The 18,773-nt window shown below is 61.4% G+C and carries 8 protein-coding genes; 7 read left to right on the forward strand and 1 reads right to left on the reverse strand.

All coding sequences use genetic code 11. The features are described 5' to 3' along the window. Positions 1-18: 18 nt before the first annotated feature. Entirely contained in the window at positions 19-2,463 is a 2,445-nt protein-coding gene (locus MJQ68_RS03395; RefSeq protein ID WP_238749574.1) for an FtsK/SpoIIIE family DNA translocase, read from the reverse strand. Positions 2,464-2,911: 448 nt separating this feature from the next. Here MJQ68_RS03395 and MJQ68_RS03400 point away from each other — a divergent pair, with 448 nt between their 5' ends. The 7 genes from MJQ68_RS03400 to MJQ68_RS03430 all read left to right on the forward strand — a co-directional run bounded on the left by MJQ68_RS03400 (position 2,912) and on the right by MJQ68_RS03430 (position 18,731). Continuing rightward, the gene (locus tag MJQ68_RS03400; protein WP_238749575.1) at positions 2,912-5,971 is read left to right on the forward strand and encodes a SusC/RagA family TonB-linked outer membrane protein; all 3,060 of its coding nucleotides are present in this window, start codon (positions 2,912-2,914) and stop codon (positions 5,969-5,971) included. A 32-nt stretch (positions 5,972-6,003) separates the two neighbouring features. Then, complete coding sequence (locus MJQ68_RS03405; RefSeq protein WP_238749576.1) at positions 6,004-7,479, forward strand: RagB/SusD family nutrient uptake outer membrane protein; 1,476 nt, start codon at positions 6,004-6,006, stop codon at positions 7,477-7,479. 11 nt (positions 7,480-7,490) lie between these two features. Next, a complete protein-coding gene (locus MJQ68_RS03410) occupies positions 7,491-8,123 on the forward strand; it encodes a hypothetical protein (protein ID WP_238749577.1) in 633 nt (210 codons plus the stop codon). Positions 8,124-8,210: 87 nt separating this feature from the next. Beyond that, positions 8,211-11,711: a sulfatase-like hydrolase/transferase gene (locus MJQ68_RS03415; protein WP_238749578.1), complete on the forward strand. Its 3,501-nt coding sequence runs from the start codon at positions 8,211-8,213 to the stop codon at positions 11,709-11,711. A 23-nt stretch (positions 11,712-11,734) separates the two neighbouring features. Further along, complete coding sequence (locus tag MJQ68_RS03420) at positions 11,735-13,102, forward strand: BNR-4 repeat-containing protein (protein WP_238749579.1); 1,368 nt, start codon at positions 11,735-11,737, stop codon at positions 13,100-13,102. Next, on the forward strand, positions 13,099-16,467 hold the full coding sequence (locus tag MJQ68_RS03425; RefSeq protein WP_238749580.1) for a glycosyl hydrolase: 3,369 nt from the start codon (positions 13,099-13,101) through the stop codon (positions 16,465-16,467). Before MJQ68_RS03420 ends, MJQ68_RS03425 begins: the two co-directional genes overlap by 4 nt. Continuing rightward, entirely contained in the window at positions 16,464-18,731 is a 2,268-nt protein-coding gene (locus MJQ68_RS03430; protein ID WP_238749581.1) for a glycoside hydrolase family 3 N-terminal domain-containing protein, read from the forward strand. Before MJQ68_RS03425 ends, MJQ68_RS03430 begins: the two co-directional genes overlap by 4 nt. Positions 18,732-18,773: the final 42 nt, after the last annotated feature.

An 18,773-nucleotide genomic window follows, 5' to 3' on the forward strand; every position in this document is an offset into this window, starting at 1 on the left:
TTCTAAGTGCTTCCTGAGCTAGCCCTTATTCCGCAGATCGTCGATAAAGCGCGTCAGCTCCATCTCGTCGTACACCAGCACTTCGCGTGGCTTCGAGCCCTGGGCCGGACCCACGATGCCGAGCTGCTCCATCTGGTCCATGATGCGGCCGGCGCGGTTGTAGCCCAGCTTGAGCCGCCGCTGGATCATGGAGGTGCTGCCGTGCTGCTGACTGATGATGAGCCGGCTGGCGTCTTCAAACATATCGTCCAGGTCGGCGTAGCTGAGCGAGCCGGAGCCGGCCATCTCCTCGTCCGTATTGTACTCGGGCAGCAGGTAGGGCTCTACGTAGCCCCGCTGGTTGCCGATAAAGTTGATCACCTCCTCCACCTCGGGGGTATCTACGAAGGCACCCTGTAGGCGCACCACGTCGCCGCCGTTGCTCAGCAGCATATCGCCGCGACCGATCAACTGGTCCGCGCCGCCGGCATCGAGGATGGTGCGCGAGTCTACCTTGGCGGTCACCTTGTAGGCGATCCGCGCCGGGAAGTTGGCCTTGATCACGCCGGTGATGATGTTGACCGAGGGCCGCTGGGTAGCGATCACCAGGTGGATACCCACCGCCCGCGAGAGTTGGGCCAGGCGCGCGATCGGCATCTCCACTTCCTTGCCGGCCGTCATGATCAGGTCGGCGAATTCATCGATGATGAGTACGATGAAGGGAAGGAATTTGTGTCCCTTCTCGGGGTTCAGCCGCCGGGCGACGAACTTCTCGTTGTACTCCTTGATGTTGCGGGCCGCCGCTTTCTTGAGCAGGTCGTAGCGCTGGTCCATCTCGATACACAGCGAGTTGAGGATGTGGATGACCTTGGTGGTCTCGGTGGTGATGGGCTCGGTCTGCCCCGGCAGGAAGGCCAGGAAGTGGGCCTCCAGCTTGGCGTAGGGGAATAGCTCCACCTTCTTGGGGTCGATCATCACCAACTTCACCTGCGAGGGATGCTTCTTGTAGAGCAGCGACATGATGATCGAGTTGATACCGACCGACTTACCCTGACCCGTCGCGCCGGCCACCAGCAGGTGGGGCATCTTGGCCAGGTCGGCGATCAGCACCTCGTTCTTGATCGTCTTGCCGAGGGCCAGCGGCAGGTCCATCTTGGCGGTGCGGAACTTCTCCGACTCCAGCACCTCCCGCATGCTCACCATCTGGGGGTTCTTGTTCGGCACCTCGATACCGATCGTACCGCGGCCGGGGATGGGCGCGATGATCCGGATACCGAGGGCGGCCAGCGACAGCGCGATATCGTCCTCCAGGTTCTTGATCTTGGAAATACGTACACCGGGGGCCGGCACGATCTCGTATAGCGTTACAGTGGGTCCGATCGTAGCCCGGATCTTGGTGATCTCGATCTTGTAGTTGAGCAGCGTCTCGATGATCTGGTCCTTATTGGCTTCCAGTTCGGCGCGATCCACCTCCTGCTTCTGATTGTCGAACTCCACGAGTAGCTGCAAGTGGGGCGATTCGTAGCTGGGCAGGTCCAGCGTCGGGTCGTAGGGCTCGCTGTGGTCCTGATTCTCTTCCGTGACGGCCAGACTCGTATCGATGCCGGTATCGCCATCGGCCACCAACAGATTGTCGGCACCCACGGCCAGGGGGTCCTGGGTCACCAGCGTGAGGTCGCCGACGCTGTCCATCGGCATTTCCATCTGCTCGCCCTTCAGCTGTTCCAGGCCCTTTTCGGACAGGGTTTGCGGTCCCTCTACCTCGAAGTCGTCCGTACCGCCGGGGGCCAGGATGCGGGCATTGCCCTCGCGGCGGGGCAGGGTAGGGGAAAGTGCGGCACCCGCGGGCGCGGCCGCCGGTGCGTTGCGGGTAGCGGAAGTGCCCCGTGCGGGCTGCTTGCCCCGGAAGATGGACGAAAAGTGATCCACCACGTCCGCCCGGATCTGGGCTGGCGAGCCGTTGAAGTCGATGCGCGCCTCGAAGACCAGGTAGAGGCCTACCAGCAGCAGCAGTAAGAGGATCACGCCGAAGCCGCCCAGCACACCGCTCAGGTGGGAGACCAGGTAGTCGCCGATACCGCCGCCGATGGGGAAGTCCGTCAGGGAGCCGAACACGAAGCTCAGCAGCACGGAGAAGCCGATGGTAGCCAGCATTAGCTTGACGAACAGGTTGGCCATCGGGCGCAGCGCGGCGCGCCGCAGGCGGTTGAGCCCGAGCCGGCCCACGAAGTAGACGAGCAGGAAGCTGGGTACCCCGAAGCAGAAGTAGATGAAGAAGTTGGACAGGAAGGCGCCCAGGCGGCCCAGCCAGTTGTCCACCGTAGCGGCGTCCTCCGAGAGCAGTTTCCAGCTGAAGCGCAGCACGCGGTCCTGGTCGATCTTCCAGGTGAAGAGGTAGGAGACGAAGGCGATGGTCAGGTAGACCGCGATGAACAGCAGCAGCAGGCCGAACAACTTCGGGATACGCTCATCGCTGAGTCCCATTCTGAGCCCGAGTTGGGGACTTTTTTTCTTTGTTTTGGCCATTCAGTACGTGCCTTGTGGGGCGGGTGGCGAAATTACAATAAAGGAGGGGAACGCAAATAGGGGGGCTGAGGTGTGTCAATCCATTACTGGGTGACGACCGGGCAGGAACGTCGTATCTAATCCGTATGGTGCCCGTCGTGTCCTGTATTGGTCCCGCGGCAAAACAAAAAACAATAAAATTTTCGACTGCTGGACTAAGCCCTGTGCAACCGGTTGTTCTCGTAAATGCGTCATAATGACACGGTTACGGCACACGCAGTATAAAATTCTGATAATTAGTGTAGTGAATAGCAGGACAGTACAGGACAGTGGTGGCTTGCCAAATATGCTATGTTTAAAGAAGAAATGGGGAGGTCGCATTCCGTCGGCTTCCCTTCGCGTACTCCCTCACTTAGTCTACTCGATCATGTTAACAACCACCCGTACCCTATTGCTCCTGTGCAGTCTACTCAGCACTGTCGGTCTGCTGGCCCAGGGATCGATCCGTGGCACCGTCACGTCGGAAGACAACGAGCCCCTGATCGGGGTCAGTGTCGTACAGGTCGGTACTACTAATGGTATCGTGACCGACCTGGACGGCAACTACTCCCTCAATCTGGTGGACGGCAGCAAGACGGTCCGTTTTTCCTATACCGGCTTCGCGCCCCAGGAGATCGAGGTGGGGAGTCAGACGGTCATTGACGTGGTACTCGGCGGCAATAGTGCCCTGCTCGACGAGATCGTAGTGATCGGCTACGGGACGGAGCGCAAGCGCGACGTGCTGGGCTCCATCGCTTCGGTAGACGAGGAGCAGATCACGCAGACCACGCCGGTCAATGCCTTCGATGCCATTCAGGGGCGGCTGTCGGGCGTGCAGATCTCCACCAATGGCGGACCCGGCGCCGGCTCCGAAATACGGATCCGCGGTACATCGACCTTCGGCGGCGGCGTGGAACCCCTGTACGTAGTGGACGGGCAGCAGCTAGATAATATCGATAACCTGAACCCCAACGACATCGCCTCCATCGAGGTGCTGAAGGACGGCGCCTCGGCGGCGATCTACGGCTCGAAGTCGGCCAACGGGGTCGTCATCATCACCACCAAGGGCGGCACGTCCGGCAAGACCACGCTGGAGATCAACCACTCTACCGGCATCAGCGACGTGAGCAGCCTCATCCCCATCTCGAATACCCGCCAGCGCGTCCTGTTCGAGCAGCAGCGCAGTGGCGGCATCGGTACCGGTACCGATAGGGATTCGCTCAGTGCCCGCTTCCAGCAGGAGGTGGATATCCAGGACCTTATTCTGCAGACGGGCGTGCGCAATCAGTCCGGCATTTCCCTGAGTGGTGGCGGCGAGAACAGCCGCTTCTACTGGAATACGGGCTACCTGACCGAAGACGGCGTGGTGCTCAACAGCGGCTACAACCGTATCAACACGAGCCTGAAGGTCGACTTCGATCTCAGCCGCGTGATCAGCGCCGGCACGCGGATCAACGCCTCCTACGAAAAACAGAACGGCCTGAACGAGAACACGGTGTTCCGCCAACTCTCGGAGCGCCCGGCCTACCTGCCGGTGCGGGACGGGAACGGAGACCTGTTCCCCACCGTGTTCGGGCGGCAGAACCCCCTGGGGGAAGCCCTGGAGACCACCGCCGACGACCGCAACTTCCGCTCGACGCTCTTCAGCTACATCGAATTCAAGATACTGCCGGAGCTGGCCTTCCGCTCTACGCTCGGCATCAACTACCGGCAGCGCAAGCGCAACGACTTCGAGCCTACCATCGTGCGTAATATCGGTCAGCCGCCCACCGGCCGGGAACGGCAGGACCTGGACTACGACATACAAAACGAGAACTACCTCACGTACACCAAAAAGTTTGGCGACCACAATGTATCCGCCCTGCTGGGTATGCAGACCCAGCGCTGGACCAGTGAGTACTCCGAGCTGCGGGCGGTGAGCTTTGCCTCCGACCTCATCCGCACCTTCAACAACGTAGCGGAGCTGAATACGGGCGCTACCCGCACCCTGAAGGACGGTCACTCGCTGCTCTCTTACTTCAGTCGCCTGAGCTACAACTACAAGGGCAAGTACCTGCTGGCGGGTACGCTGCGCCGCGACGGCTCCTCCCGCTTCGGTACGGATCAGCCCTATGGCAACTTCCCGTCAGTCTCCCTGGGCTGGCGGATCAGTGCCGAGCCCTTTATGGACGGTATGCGGGGCACGGTCTCCGACCTCAAGTTGCGGGCGAGCTACGCGGTGACGGGCAACGAGCGGATCGGCAACTACGATGCGCAGTTTCTGTACACCCCGGGATTTATCTACAACGGGGTGAACGGGGTAGCACCCACCCAGCTATCCAATCCCGACCTCGGCTGGGAGAATACGGAGCAGGTCAACTTCGGCCTGGACCTGGAGCTGCTGGAAGGTCGCTTTACGGCCACGGCGGACTACTACGTCAAGACTACCGACCGGCTGCTGTACGAAGTGCCGCTGCCGGAGGAGACCGGCTTCAGTAGTGCGCGCCAGAACATCGGCTCGGTGGAAAATAAGGGTATCGAGCTGACGCTCGGAGGTACGCCCCTGAAGGTGGGTGACTTCCGCTGGTACACGAGCTTCAACATAGCCACCAACGAAAACGAGGTGCTCCTGCTGGCCGATCCCGATGGCTTTCAGGACGATGAGTTCATCATCCAGGTCGGTGAGTCGATCGGTAACATCTACGGCTTCATCAACACCGGCATCTTTCCGTACGACGAGTCCAATGCCTTCACCGCTGACGGGACCCGCCTGACGCCCAACTTCGACGGGGACGGCAGCTTCACCAACTATACCCTGAACGGACAGGTCTACCAGGGCGAAGTGAATCAGCTGCGCGCGGCCGGACGGGTCCTCGGCGGCGGAGACGTGATCTGGAAGGACCTTAACGGCGACTTCACGATCGACAACACCAATGACCGCTCGGTCATCGGGAACGGACTGCCCAAGTTCTTTGGCGGGTTTTTCAATGAGTTCACCTACCGCAACCTCTCGTTCTCCTTCCTCTTCGACTACAACTTCGGCAACGACATCTACCGCAACTACGACGACCGGCGCAATACGGCTACCTCCTTCGGCGCCACGCCCCACCCGGACCGGATCGACGGAGCCTGGCTGCAGCCGGGGGATGAGGTGGAATACCCCAGCCTGGACCGCAGGCGCTCGCAGAACCGGATCGGTCTGGACAGCTACTATCTGTCTGAGGGAGACTACATCAAGCTCCGCAATATCCGCTTCAACTACAATCTGCCCACCACCATCACGAACCGGCTGGGCTGGCTGGACGGCCTGTCGGTAAATCTGTCGATCAATAGCCCCATCACCTGGACCAACTACGAAGGCTACAATCCCGAGCTAGGCTCCCGCGGCAGTGCCCTCCAACCCGGTATCGACAACCTGCGCTACCCCAATAAGACCGAATACATCTTCGGCATCAAGGTACGTCTGTAACCCTCCCATTCCCTCCAAGCTAATTTTCTACCATGCAATCTATATCCTTTACCAAGGCGGCGGGCGGACTTCTACTACTGGCCCTCACCCTGGCTACCTCCTGCGGAGATATTCTCGACGAGCAGCCCTTCAGCCAGACCTCCGATGCGCAGTTCTGGCAGAACAACGGGGATGCCGCCTCCGGGGTCGCGGCCATCTACGACGCGATGCAGCAGACCTACCGGCGCAATCACTACCTATGGGGGGAGTTCCGCTCCGACAACTTCATCGCCAGCGACCGCGTATCGGTGACCAATGAGGAGTTGGTGACCAACCAGCTCACCCAGTCCAACGCCGACGTGCTGCGCTGGAACGACCTCTACCAGATGATTGGTCGGGCCAACCTGGCCATCCAGAAGATCCCCACTATCCCCAACTTCACCCCCCAACTGCTCGGGGAGGCGCATGTATTGCGGGCCTACGCCTACTTCGATGCCGTACGGGTATGGGGCCGGGTACCCCTGTACACCGAACCCGTGATCGGACTCGGCCAGGACCTTACCCGGCCGGCTACGGAGGGAGACATCATTATGCGTGAGGTCGTCCTGCCCGATCTCGAGCGGGCGGCGGAGCTGATCACCAGCTCCGGTACGGAGTTTCGCTTTACCAAGGCGGCACTCTGGGCGTTGCAGGGCGATGTGTTTACCTACCTGAAGGACTACGACCGGGCGAAGGAAGCCCTCGACAAGATCATCGCGCTGAACGAATACGAGCTGGTCACCGACCGGGAAAGCTGGAGTCGCCTGTTCCTCAACGATCTCAACCTGGGGCAATTCCAGGAAGGGCCCGAGCTGATCTTTTCCATTCGCTACGACCTGCTGGAAGACGGCAACGGTGCCTCGGGCAATTACGCGCTGTTCTTCGCCGGTATACCGAGCTTTTTCATCTCGCCGACCCTGGAGCGCAAGTGGATCGAGAAGTTCCCCGTCGACTCCGCCGCCTGGGTGGCGAAGTATCCGGACTTCGAGCCGCAGGAAACGGATGAGTTCGGTAATACCCTGTTCGGTGACTGGCGCTACTTCGAGAGCCGCGAAGATCGACCCATCGGGGAGGCCCGGGCCGCGAAATACACCAAGATCAACTTCAGTGCCAATGACGACCAGACGAATATTCCCGTCTACCGCTACGCCGGCGTCCTGCTGCTCAAGGCCCTGGTAGAAAACCGCCTGGGGAATGCCGCGGTAGCCATCGAGCTGGTCAACGAGGTGCGCACCGCTCGCCAACTCCCCCTGGTGGATGCAGCGGACTATCCGGATACCGAAAGCCTGGAGCTCCTGGTGCTCGACGAACGCCAGCTGGAGCTTTTCGCCGAGGGCGACCGCTGGTGGGACCTGCGCGCTACCGACCGTGTACGGCAGGCGCTCGATACCATCGCCACCATCCCGGAGGGGCAGCTGGTCTTTCCCATCTGGGAGGGACACCTCATCGACAATCCCAATCTCACGCAGAACCCTGGCTACATCCAGTAAAGACCGACACCATGAAACTATCTCTCTACACCAGCGGCCTTTTACTGACCGTACTACTCACGTATTCGGGCTGCGACCTGGAGCGCCAGCGGCAGTTCGAATTCGATCCCGACATCGCCCCGCAGGTCACCTTCAACATGACGGCCCTGGAATTCCTGCAGATGCATCCGGGTGACGACTTCTACTACCTCGACTCCGCCATCGCCCTCACCGGTATGGAGGCGGAGTACTCCACCAACACGGACCCGCGCACCTACCTGCTGCTCAAGGATGCCGCGTTTACCGAAGGCGGCGAGATCCTGCAGCAGCTGAGCGGGGCTACCAGTACCTCCCTGGATTCCCTGGACGCCGACCAGATCGACCGGCTGCGCACCGTGCTGCGCTACCACATCATCGAGGCCTACATCGAGAACGGCTTCGACCCGCTGAACGTCCTGTTCCAGGACTACTTCTTTCAGACCCTTGTACCGGGAGACGATGGCGTCATGACCATTAACCGCGACGACCGCTTCCGCCTGAACGTCAACCGCTCGGACGACCTGCAGGGTACCAAAAAGGGTGGCCGCATCGGAGAGCACAACTACATTTTCACTAACGGGGTGGCACACCTCACGACCGATAGCTACCGCAATGCGCGCTACTAATGACGTATGATCGAATGTTTTTGGCCCCCCATCCGCCCGACGCTTCATCCGGGCGGAAGGGGGGCGTTTTTTTAGGTACATTTCTCTATGCCGCACCGCTTCCCCATACTCTTACTCCTCCTGTGGGCCGCCGCTGCCGTGCTCCCCGCGCAGCAGACCGAGCAGCCGAACATCATCTTTATCCTTACTGACGACCAGCGCTTCGATGCCATCGGCTACGTCGGTAATCCCCTGGCCACGACCCCGGAAATGGACCGCCTAGCCGAGCAGGGTACCTACTTCAATCACGCGATGGTGACCACGCCGATCTGCGCGGCCAGTCGGGCCTCCATCCTTTCGGGGGTGTACGAGCGCACCCACCGCTTCAACTTTCAGACCGGCAACATCCGCGAAGAATACCTGGCCGAAGCCTACCCCGCCGTGCTGCGGCAGGCCGGCTACCGCACGGGCTTCTACGGCAAGTACGGGATCCGCTACGATGGGGAAGACCGGCTCTTCGATGAGTACGAAACCTACGACCGCAACAATGCCTACCCCGACCGCCGGGGCTATTACTACAAAACACTCGACGGGGATACCGTGCACCTCACCCGCTATACCGGGCAGCAGGCGCTGGACTTCGTAGACCGCCACGCCGATCGGGCGCAGCCCTTCTGTCTGAGTCTCAGCTTCAGTGCCCCCCACGCCCACGATCCGGCGGAAGACCAGTACTTCTGGCAGGCGGAGACGAATGACTTGCTTCCAGGGGATGTACCCGCACCCGCGCTCGCCGCCCAAAACTACTTCGATGCGTTGCCACAGCCCGTCCGCGACGGCTTTAATCGCCTACGGTGGACCTGGCGCTACGATACCCCCGAAAAGTACCAGCACAGCGTCAAGGGATACTACCGCATGATCGCCGGCGTCGACCTGGAGATCGGAAAGCTGCGGAAGAAGCTGGCGGAAAAAGGACTGGACAAGAACACCGTCATCATCGTTATGGGCGACAACGGCTATTTCCTAGGCGAGCGGCAACTGGCCGGCAAGTGGTTGATGTACGACAACTCCGTACGGGTGCCGCTCATCGTATACGACCCCCGGGTGCAGCAGCACCAGGACAGCGACGCCCTGGCCCTCAACATCGACGTGCCGGCCACCATCGTCGACCTGGCCGGACTGCCCGAACCCTCCTACTACCAGGGCACCAGTTTGCTGCCGATCGTGAACGGCAGGACCGGCGAGCTGCAACGCGACACCGCACTGATCGAGCACCTCTGGGAGTTCGAGCATATTCCGCCAAGCGAGGGGGTGCGGACGCAGGACTGGAAGTACTTCCGCTACCTGAACGACAAGGGTGCCGAGGAGCTCTACCACCTGGCCGAGGACCCTGCCGAGGCCGCCAACCTGGCGACCGACCCGGCCTACCGCGAAAAGCTACTGGAGTTTCGGCGGAAGACGGACGAACTGATCGCTACCTACAGCGACGACTATTCGGCTGCCCCGACGGGACTGTCCGTAGAGTACCTGCGGCAGCCCGCCGGTCTGCCGCTGCGCGATCCCGCGCCGGAGTTCGGCTGGGTGGTGCCGGACGGCTCCGGCGTGCAGGGGGCATACCAACTGTTAGTGGCATCCAGTAGGGAATTGATCGATAACAACGTCGGTGATGTATGGGACAGCAAGCGTGTGCAAGATGCTGCTTCGGTGGGCGTGGAATATGCCGGACCGCCCCTGCAGTCTGGCCAGACCTACTACTGGAAGGTGCGCATCTGGGACGATGTGAACCGCCTCACGGCCTACTCCGCCGCCCAGGAATTTATGGGGCCGACAACGGAGGAAGGGTTGGGCTACCTGACCACCGAGAACCGTTTTCAGATCGACACCATTCTGCCGGCCCTACGGGACGAGCGTGCCGGCGCGCTATTCTTCGATTTTGGTAAGGACGCCTTTGCTACTATGTCCCTCACCTATACGGCCCGCCGTCCGCACACGCTCACCGTATCGGTCGGTGAGCTGCTGAATGAGGAAGGGTTGATCAACCCCACACCGGGCGGCACCATCCGCTACGCACGGGTCGAACTGCCGGTGCGCCAGGGAACCCATACCTACCTGCTGCCCCTGGTAGCGGACGAGCGCAACACCAAGCCCGCCGCGGCTCAGCTGCCGGACACTTTTCCCGTGCTACTGCCCTTTCGGTACGCCATGGTGGAAGGAGTGAAATATGGTGGACTACAGACCGTCACTCAATTGGTCTACCGCGGCTACTGGGACGATGCGGCCAGCCACTTCGAGAGTAGCGACAGTATCCTCAACCAGATCTGGGACCTATGCCGCTACACCATCAAGGCGACGACCTTCGCTGGTCTGTACGTAGACGGCGACCGCGAGCGCATCCCCTACGAGGCCGACGCATACCTCAACCAGCTGAGTCACTATACGACCGACCGCGAGTACGCCATCGGGCGGCGCACCATCGAGTACTTCATGGAGCACCCCACCTGGCCCACCGAGTGGCAGCAGCACGTGGCCCTGATGTTCTACGCCGACTATATGTACACCGGCAATACCGAGCTCATCGCGCGCTACTACGAAGACCTGAAGTACAAGACCCTCATCGGCCTGGTGGGCGACGATCACCTGGTGAGCTCTTCGCGCATTACGCCCGACTACATGCAAAAATTAGGCTTTTCCGATCCGGAGGCCGAGCTGCGCGACATCGTCGACTGGCCCCCCGCCGGCTGGAACAAATCGGATACTCCGGGCGAGCGCGACGGCTTCGTCTTTATGCCCAATAATACCGTCATCAACGCGCTCTTCTACCGCAATATGGAGATTATGGCGGAGTTCGCCGGTGCACTGGGTAAGCCCGGGGAGCAGCTCGAGTTCCAAGTACTTGCCCTGCAGGCTAAGCGGGCGGTCAACGAGAAGTTGTTCGACAAGGAGCGGGGCGTGTACGTAGACGGGGAGGGGACGGACCACGCCTCGGTACACGCCAATATGTTTCCGCTGGCCTTCGGTATGGTGCCGGAGGAGCACGTGCAGTCGGTAGGCGAGCACATCAGGAGCCGGGGTATGGCCGCCAGTGTATACGGCGCGCAGTACCTGATGGAGGCGCTCTTCAGGGCAGGCATGGCTGACTACGCCCTGGAGTTACTCACCAGCACCGACGACCGCAGCTGGTATAATATGATCCGCGAGGGCTCCACCATGACCATGGAAGCCTGGGGCTATAAGTATAAGACCAACCTGGACCTCAATCACGCCTGGGGCGCGGTGCCGGCTAATATCATTCCGCGGCAGTTGTGGGGGATTCAGCCTATGGTGCCGGGCTACGGGGTGGCTAGTATTCGTCCGCAGATGGGTACTCTCCGGCAGACCAGTATTACGGTACCTACGCTACGCGGGGAGATCCGGGGCCAGTACGAGCACGTCAACGATCGCTACCAGTACTACACGCTGCACCTGCCGGGCAATATGGTCGGCGAGTTTTATCTCGATACCGACGAGACGCAGACCGTCACGGTCAACGGGGAGCAGGTCAATCCGGCCTTCGGCTCGGTGCGCCTGGGGCCGGGGGAAAGTCGGGTGGAGGTGCGGGTAAATTCATTCTGAGGGAACTAACTAAACGTATACGTGTGAGACTTACCATCATCTGCTTACTTCCCTTTATACTGCTACCCTTAGTTACGGTAAGTGGGCAGTCGATCGAACCCGCGATGATCGATGAGAGCCTGGTGGCTACCGACGGTCTGTACTTCGCAGGGGAGCGCGGGACGGACTACCAGTTCGGATCGCGCATATCGGCGCACGGGGATTGTATGGCGATCGTGAATGGCTTTGTATTCGTAAGCTGGTACCGGGGGGGGATGGACAGGCGTAACCTGATGCTTTCGCGCCGCCGGGTGGACACACCGGAGGCAGAGTGGGTGACCATCGAGTTTCCCGACCGGCACATCGGCTACCGGGGGGATACGACGAAGGGTGACAGTCACAATACCGCGGCGGTGGCGGTGAGTATGATCGACAGTACGGTGCACCTGCTCTACGATATGCATGCGTACGATGCGGAGAACTTCCCCGACCACTACTTCAACTACCGGGTCACGGCGCCGGGTGCGGCCTTCGTGGCGGATGCGGACTTCACGCGGGAGCGCTTCAACGACCGACGCGATTACCTGGTCGAGGGGAAGAACTACGAGCGGACAACCTATCCGGGCTTTGTGACCGATGCCCAGGGCCGGCTCATCGTGGGTTACCGACTCGGCGGTTCGGGCAGCGGCGAACACCTGTTGGCCGTCTACGACAGCACGGGCTGGAACGAGTCGTTCAGCTGGGCGCAGGGCCGTATCCCGCTGCCCCACCGCTACAGCGTATACGGGAGTATGAAGATGGAGCAGGGGAAGCTGCATTCGGGCTTCTCGATCCGCTACGCCGAGCGGGAAAAGTACGTGTACAATAGCGGACTATACTACGCCTACGCCCTGCCGCCCTACGGGCTCACCGACTGGTACGACGTAGACGACCAGCCCATCCGGCTACCGATAGGGCGGGCGGACGCTGTTCAGCTTGCCACCCCCGCGGCGGACTACGGGACCGCCGAGCCTTCCAGAACTAGCTCCGGACCGGAATTTACCGTAAGCGGACGGGGTGACATTCACTTCATCACGACCGTCGACGGGCGAAATGTACACTACTGGCGACCTGCGGGCAGTCAGAGGTTTTCTTCCGCAGTGGGCGGAGTTATCCCCTCCGGAAAACTGTACAGTAGCGGCGACATCCTCATAGGCGTGGAGCTTTCCGACGGGCGCATCCGGATCCGTACGGCCCCCGTAGGCACCAACGACTGGCAGACCGTATACACGAAGACCGATGGGCCGCAGTTCAGCCACTTTCGCTCCGAGCTGGTCGACGGGCTGCTGTACGCTTACCTCCAGGAGCAGACCGGGGGGGATGCACGCCCGCTTTACCTCCAGATCTTCGATCTCAAGTTGACGCGCCAGTGAAGTACACCATCGTCATTGCATTACTCTGTATGCTTACCTGTGTGCGGCAGCCCGACGGGAAGGTGGCCACCTCAGCAGTGACCGTGCCACCCAGACCCCTGACCGAACTAGAACGCAAATTTATCAACCCACCCGCCGCGGCCCGCCCGCGCACCTGGTACCACGTGATGAGCGGTAATATGTCGAAGGCCGGCATCACCAAGGACCTGGAGAGTATGGCTGAGGTAGGTATCGGCGGGTTGCTGTTGTTCAATGTCACCCAGGGTATTCCGCTGGGAACGGTGACCTACGACTCCCCCGAGCACCACGACATACTGACCCACGCCGCCGCCGAGGCCGAACGGCTGGGCCTCACCTTCGGCGTACACAACTGCGACGGCTGGTCGTCGAGCGGCGGACCCTGGGTGACGCCCGAGCAGTCGATGAAAATGGTGGTGTACCGCGATACCGTCGTGGGCGGGGGGCAGGTGGAGCTGCAGTTGCCGCAACCCACTATCCGCGAGGGCTTCTACCGCGACATTGCCACGATCGCCTATCCTGCCCTACGGACGGAGTACCGCGACCGCTATAACCAGGCCACCGTGACCGCTTCCGACCCGGCGGTCGATCTGGCCACCGTTGCCAACGGACGTATCGACGCTGAGATCACCCTCCCCGGGGCGAAGCGCGACAGCAGCTGGGTACAGTTCAGCTATCCCATTGCGAAGTCCGTACGCTCGGCGCGTGCTGTATTTGCTGACCGGCACATCACGGCCACGCTCTATACCTCCCGTGACGGATGGACCTTCGTACCCGTCCGCCCGTTGATGAAGGTGCGTACCGGCAAGGGTGAGTGGGCCGTAAACGATCACTTCGCTGCGGTGAGTAGTCGCTTTTTCCGGATCGTATTCGACGGCGAGGTCACGATACGCGACGCCGAGCTGACCAGCAACTACTACTACCAAAACCCCCTCGGCCGCCTGGCGATCGCACGGACGGAGGATGCCGATCTCGGCCCTATCGGTACGCCGCGGCCCGATCAAGTCATCGATCCGGCGACGATCCTTGTGCTTACAGACCAAGTCGTCGATGGCACACTCACCACGACCCTGCCGCCGGGCGACTGGACGGTGATGCGCTTCGGCTACACCTCGACCGGGGCCTTCAACAATCCGGCCAGCGAAGAGGGTAGGGGGCTGGAGGTAGATAAACTCAGCCGGCCGGCCTTTAAGCTGCACTACGATAACTTCGTCAAGCAGGTCATCGACGAGGCCCGCCCCGTGGCGCCCATTGCCATGCAGTACCTCGAGATCGACAGCTACGAGATGGGCGGACAGAACTGGACGGAGGGATTCGCCGAAGGCTTCCGGGAGCGCTACGGCTACGAGCTAATCGACTACCTACCGCTACTGGCGGGCCGCTTCGTGGGCAGTGCCGCCACTACCGAGGCCGTACTCGAAGACTACCGCCGGCAGATCAGCGACCTGATGACCGAGAACTACTTCGGCTACTTCGCCGAGCTGTGCGCCGCCGACGGAATGCAGGCGTACATCGAGCCCTACGGCTTCGGTCCGCTCAATGACCTGGCCGTGGGGGGAAAGGCCGACATTCCGATGGGGGAGTTCTGGATGAACCGGCCGATCACGCAGGTGCGGTCGGCCGTCTCCGCCGCCCACATTTACGGCAAGCCGGTGATCTCCGCCGAGTCATTTACCTCCACCCCCCAGATCAACTGGAAGGGTAACCCCGCCATGGCAAAAACCTCCGGCGATGCGGGCTGGGCGCAGGGCATTAATGAGTTCATGTTCCACCGCTTCGTGCACCAGTCGAATACCCACGTCACACCGGGGCTGACCATGAACCGCTGGGGCTTCCACTTCGACCGTACGCAGACCTGGTGGACGAATGCCGGAGCCGACTGGTTTCGCTACATCGCCCGGGGCTCTTACCTGCTGCGGCAGGGCGTACCGGTGGCCGATCTGCTGGTCTTCGTGGGCGATGGCGCCCCCAATTCCACCTTCGACCGCGACGACTTTACCCCCGCCATACCCCGTAGCATTAATTACGACTGTATCAACGCGGAAGTACTCATCGACCGGATCAAGATCGTCGGCAACGAACTCGTGCTACCCGAAGGCACGACCTACCGGATGCTTGCCCTCCAGAATAGCGATAGGCTCACGCTACCCACTCTGCGCCGCTTAGCAGCGATCGCTCGCGCTGGCGTGCCGGTTTACGGAAGCGCACCCACGCGCCTCATCGGCTACGGACACGACACGCTGGCCAGGCAGGAGTTTGCCGAACTGGCCGAAGCCCTCGGTGACTTGCTCCAGCCGTACAACTGGGCACAGGCTACGCCCGATGCCACCTTCGCCGGCCGCGACGACATCGACTACGTGCACCGGCGTACCGAAGTGGGGGAGGACATCTACTTCTTCTATAATGCCGATAGTACGGCGACAACCTACGACGTCACCTTCCGCAACACGGGTAAGCTGCCCGAACGTTGGAACCCCCTGGATGGAAGCAGACAGGAAGTGGGGCGGTACCGCAGGAGCGAAAGTATTACTGAAGTACGCCTCCCCCTCCAGGCCGGCGAGTCAGTTTTCGTAGTGTTCCGCCGGTCGGATAGCCTGGCCGTTTCGGTATTGCCCGGCACCCGCGTTCCCGCCGACGAGGCCCTTAGGTACTACCGTGGTTACGACGGGAAGTTGTACGTGAACATCGAACAGAGCGGTACCTATTCCCACGAGCTCAGCGACAGTAGCCGCGTAACTAGCACCGTAGAAGTGCCCGCCGCCCTGCCCGTCGACGGCCCCTGGCGGGTGACCTTTGACGCGGCGGGGGGCTACGGGGGGACGCTGCAATTTCCGCAACTAACCGACTGGAAGAACCATGCGATCGACAGCATTCGCTACTTCTCCGGTACGGCTATCTACACTATGCAGATCGACGTACCGCGCGACCGCTTAGATCCGGACCTACGGGTGATCCTCGATTTGGGAGAGGTGCGCAACGTGGCCGAAGTGAGCATCAACGGTAAGTCTCTGGGGGTAAGCTGGATGCCGCCCTTCGAGCGCGACGTAACCGACTACCTGACGGCCGGCACGAATACGCTGTCCGTAGCCGTCACCAACCTCTGGGCCAACCGCCTGATCGGCGAGGAACGCTACCCCGACGACGCCTGGCCCGGGCTCGATGGTTACCGCCCTACTACCTCCATGCCCGCCTGGTTTACGAATAATGCGCCCCGACCCGCGGGACCCCGCACCACCTTTACTACCGGGCAGTTTTACGACGCCGACGATCCGCTGGAGCCCTCCGGCCTACTGGGCCCGGTGCGCCTCCGCTTCCAATGGGTACTGCCCCTAACGACCGACCGATGAACCGCCTACGACCCTTCATGCTGTTGCTCGGCCTATCCCTCATCGGTAGCCTGGTATGCGCCCAAACGCCTGCCTACCGCGATACCGCACGGTCGGTCGATGAACGGGTAGCCGATCTGTTGGGCCGCATGACACCCGAGGAAAAGGTGGCGCAAATGCGCATCTTCCATGCCAATAGGGGGGTAGAAGGGGATGAAGCGGGGAAGATGACGCTGAGTGAAGACGTGAAGCAGCGCCTACAGCATGGTATCGCGGGGATCAAAAACCCGGGGGAGCACCTCGATCCGGTCGCGGCAGCTACGCTCAATAATAGCCTGCAGCGCTACATCATCGAGAACAACCGGCTAGGCATTCCGGCGCTGTTCGTCACGGAGAGCTACAACGGCGTCGACGCGGCGGGCTCCACGGTGTTTGGCCGGCCGATCGCATCGGCGGCGTCATTTAATCCGGACTTGGTGCACCGACAGTGGGACGTCGTGGGTCGCGAAGCCAGGCTGCGCGGTATGCACATGTGCCACTCTCCGGAGGCCGACGTGGTGCGTGACCCGCGCTTCGGCCGGATGAGCGAAGCCTTTGGCGAGGATACCTACCTGACTACCCGGATGGTCGTCGCCGCCATCACCGGGGTGCAGGGGGATTACGCCGGGCTCGGAAATAAGACGCACATCGGGGCGGTGGCCAAGCACTTTGCCGGCTACGGGCAGGTACTGGGCGGCACCAACTTCGCGGCCATCGAGATCTCCGAGCGGACCCTGATCGACGAGATCTTTCCGCCCTTCCGGGCTGCCGTGCAGGAGGCGCGGACACTGGGCATCATGGCTAGTCACGGCGACCTCAACGGGGTAGCCAGCCACGCCAATCCGTGGCTGCTCACCGAAGTGCTACGCGAGCAGTGGGGCTTCGAGGGCTACACGGTCAGCGACGCCAACGACATCGGTCGCCTGCACTACTTCATGAAGGTGGCCGAGACGCCCGAGGATGCCGCCCGGATGGCCCTGGAGGCCGGTATGGATGTAGACCTCTACGCCGACGATGCATACGCGCTACTGCCGGCAATGTTGGAAGCTGATTCGGGCTTGATGGCCCACATTGACCGGGCGGCCGGGCACGTGCTGCGGACGAAGTTCATACTAGGCCTATTCGACGACCCCTACATCGACGTGGCCGAAACCGCAGCCGGCGTGCGCACCGAAGCGGCGCTGGATCTGGCGCGGGAATCGGACCTGGAGTCGATCATTTTGCTCAAGAATACGGCCGGTACGCTACCGCTGTCGCAGGGAGACCAGACGGTGGCCCTTCTCGGTCCGCTCGTCGGGGAGGACACCGAGAATGCCTTTCGCGCGGTGGCCGGGGAGTACACGAACTTCATCACGGACCGCGGCTTCGCGCTGACGGACGGTGCCTCGGCCGTGCCGGTACTGAACGCGGATACGGACGCTGACCTAGACCGACTGGAATCACTAGCCGGCGAGGCGGACGTGGTCATTCTCTTCCTCGGCGGGGATGAATACACCGCTAAGGAGGGCTTCTTCAACGGCGCGCTGGGGGACCGGGCTACGATCGAGCCCGTTGGTCCGCAGGACGAGCTCATTAGCCGCGTAAAGGCACTCGGCAAGCCGGTAGTGGTGTGTCTGCTGCACCGCCGCACGCTTTCCATCAACGTGATCAGCGAGCAGGCCGATGCGATCCTTGACGGCTGGGACCTGAGCGAGTTTCGCGACGAGTCGCTGGCCCGGATCGTGTTCGGGGAGGCAGTCCCCGCCGGGAAGTCGCCGGTGACCGTGCCCCGCTCGATCGGCCAGCTACCCTTCCACTACAGCGGCAAGGAGATCAATAACAAAAAGGGCTATCTCTTTATGGAAAATGGACCGCTGTACCCCTTCGGTCACGGGCTGAGCTATGTCGATTTCGACTACGGCGAGTTGCGGCTATCGGACTCCACGCTCGTAGCGCCGGACTCGATCACGGTTTCCGTGGAGGTGACCAATACGGGCACCCGGCCGGCTAAGGAAGTTGTCCAGTTGTACCTCAAGGATATGATCGGCTCGGTGACCCGTCCGGACGTAGAACTCAGGGGTTTTCAGAAGATTCTGCTGGGGGCCGGGGAGCGTCGTACCGTGACCTTCACGATCACCCCCGCTATGCTGGAATTCACGCGCCTGGACATGGAGCGGGGACTGGAAGCCGGGGTGTATGAGCTTCGCATCGGTACATCATCGGCAGACTACCGGAGCGCACGCTTCCGGCTCACCGTACCTCGATGAAGGTGCTCCGCACTATACCGGCTTTGGGTCTACTTACTAATC

The organism is Neolewinella maritima (assembly GCF_923081025.1).
Lineage (GTDB): Bacteria > Bacteroidota > Bacteroidia > Chitinophagales > Saprospiraceae > Neolewinella > Neolewinella maritima.

Excerpts from the sequence above, each read along its gene's own strand:
- MJQ68_RS03400 (WP_238749575.1), top strand. The coding sequence starts at position 2,912 with ATGTTAACAACCACCCGTACCCTATTGCTCCTGTGCAGTCTACTCAGC.
- MJQ68_RS03410 (WP_238749577.1), top strand. The coding sequence starts at position 7,491 with ATGAAACTATCTCTCTACACCAGCGGCCTTTTACTGACCGTACTACTC.
- MJQ68_RS03395 (WP_238749574.1), bottom strand. The coding sequence starts at position 2,463 with ATGGGACTCAGCGATGAGCGTATCCCGAAGTTGTTCGGCCTGCTGCTG.
- MJQ68_RS03405 (WP_238749576.1), top strand. The coding sequence starts at position 6,004 with ATGCAATCTATATCCTTTACCAAGGCGGCGGGCGGACTTCTACTACTG.
- MJQ68_RS03415 (WP_238749578.1), top strand. The coding sequence starts at position 8,211 with ATGCCGCACCGCTTCCCCATACTCTTACTCCTCCTGTGGGCCGCCGCT.
- MJQ68_RS03430 (WP_238749581.1), top strand. The coding sequence starts at position 16,464 with ATGAACCGCCTACGACCCTTCATGCTGTTGCTCGGCCTATCCCTCATC.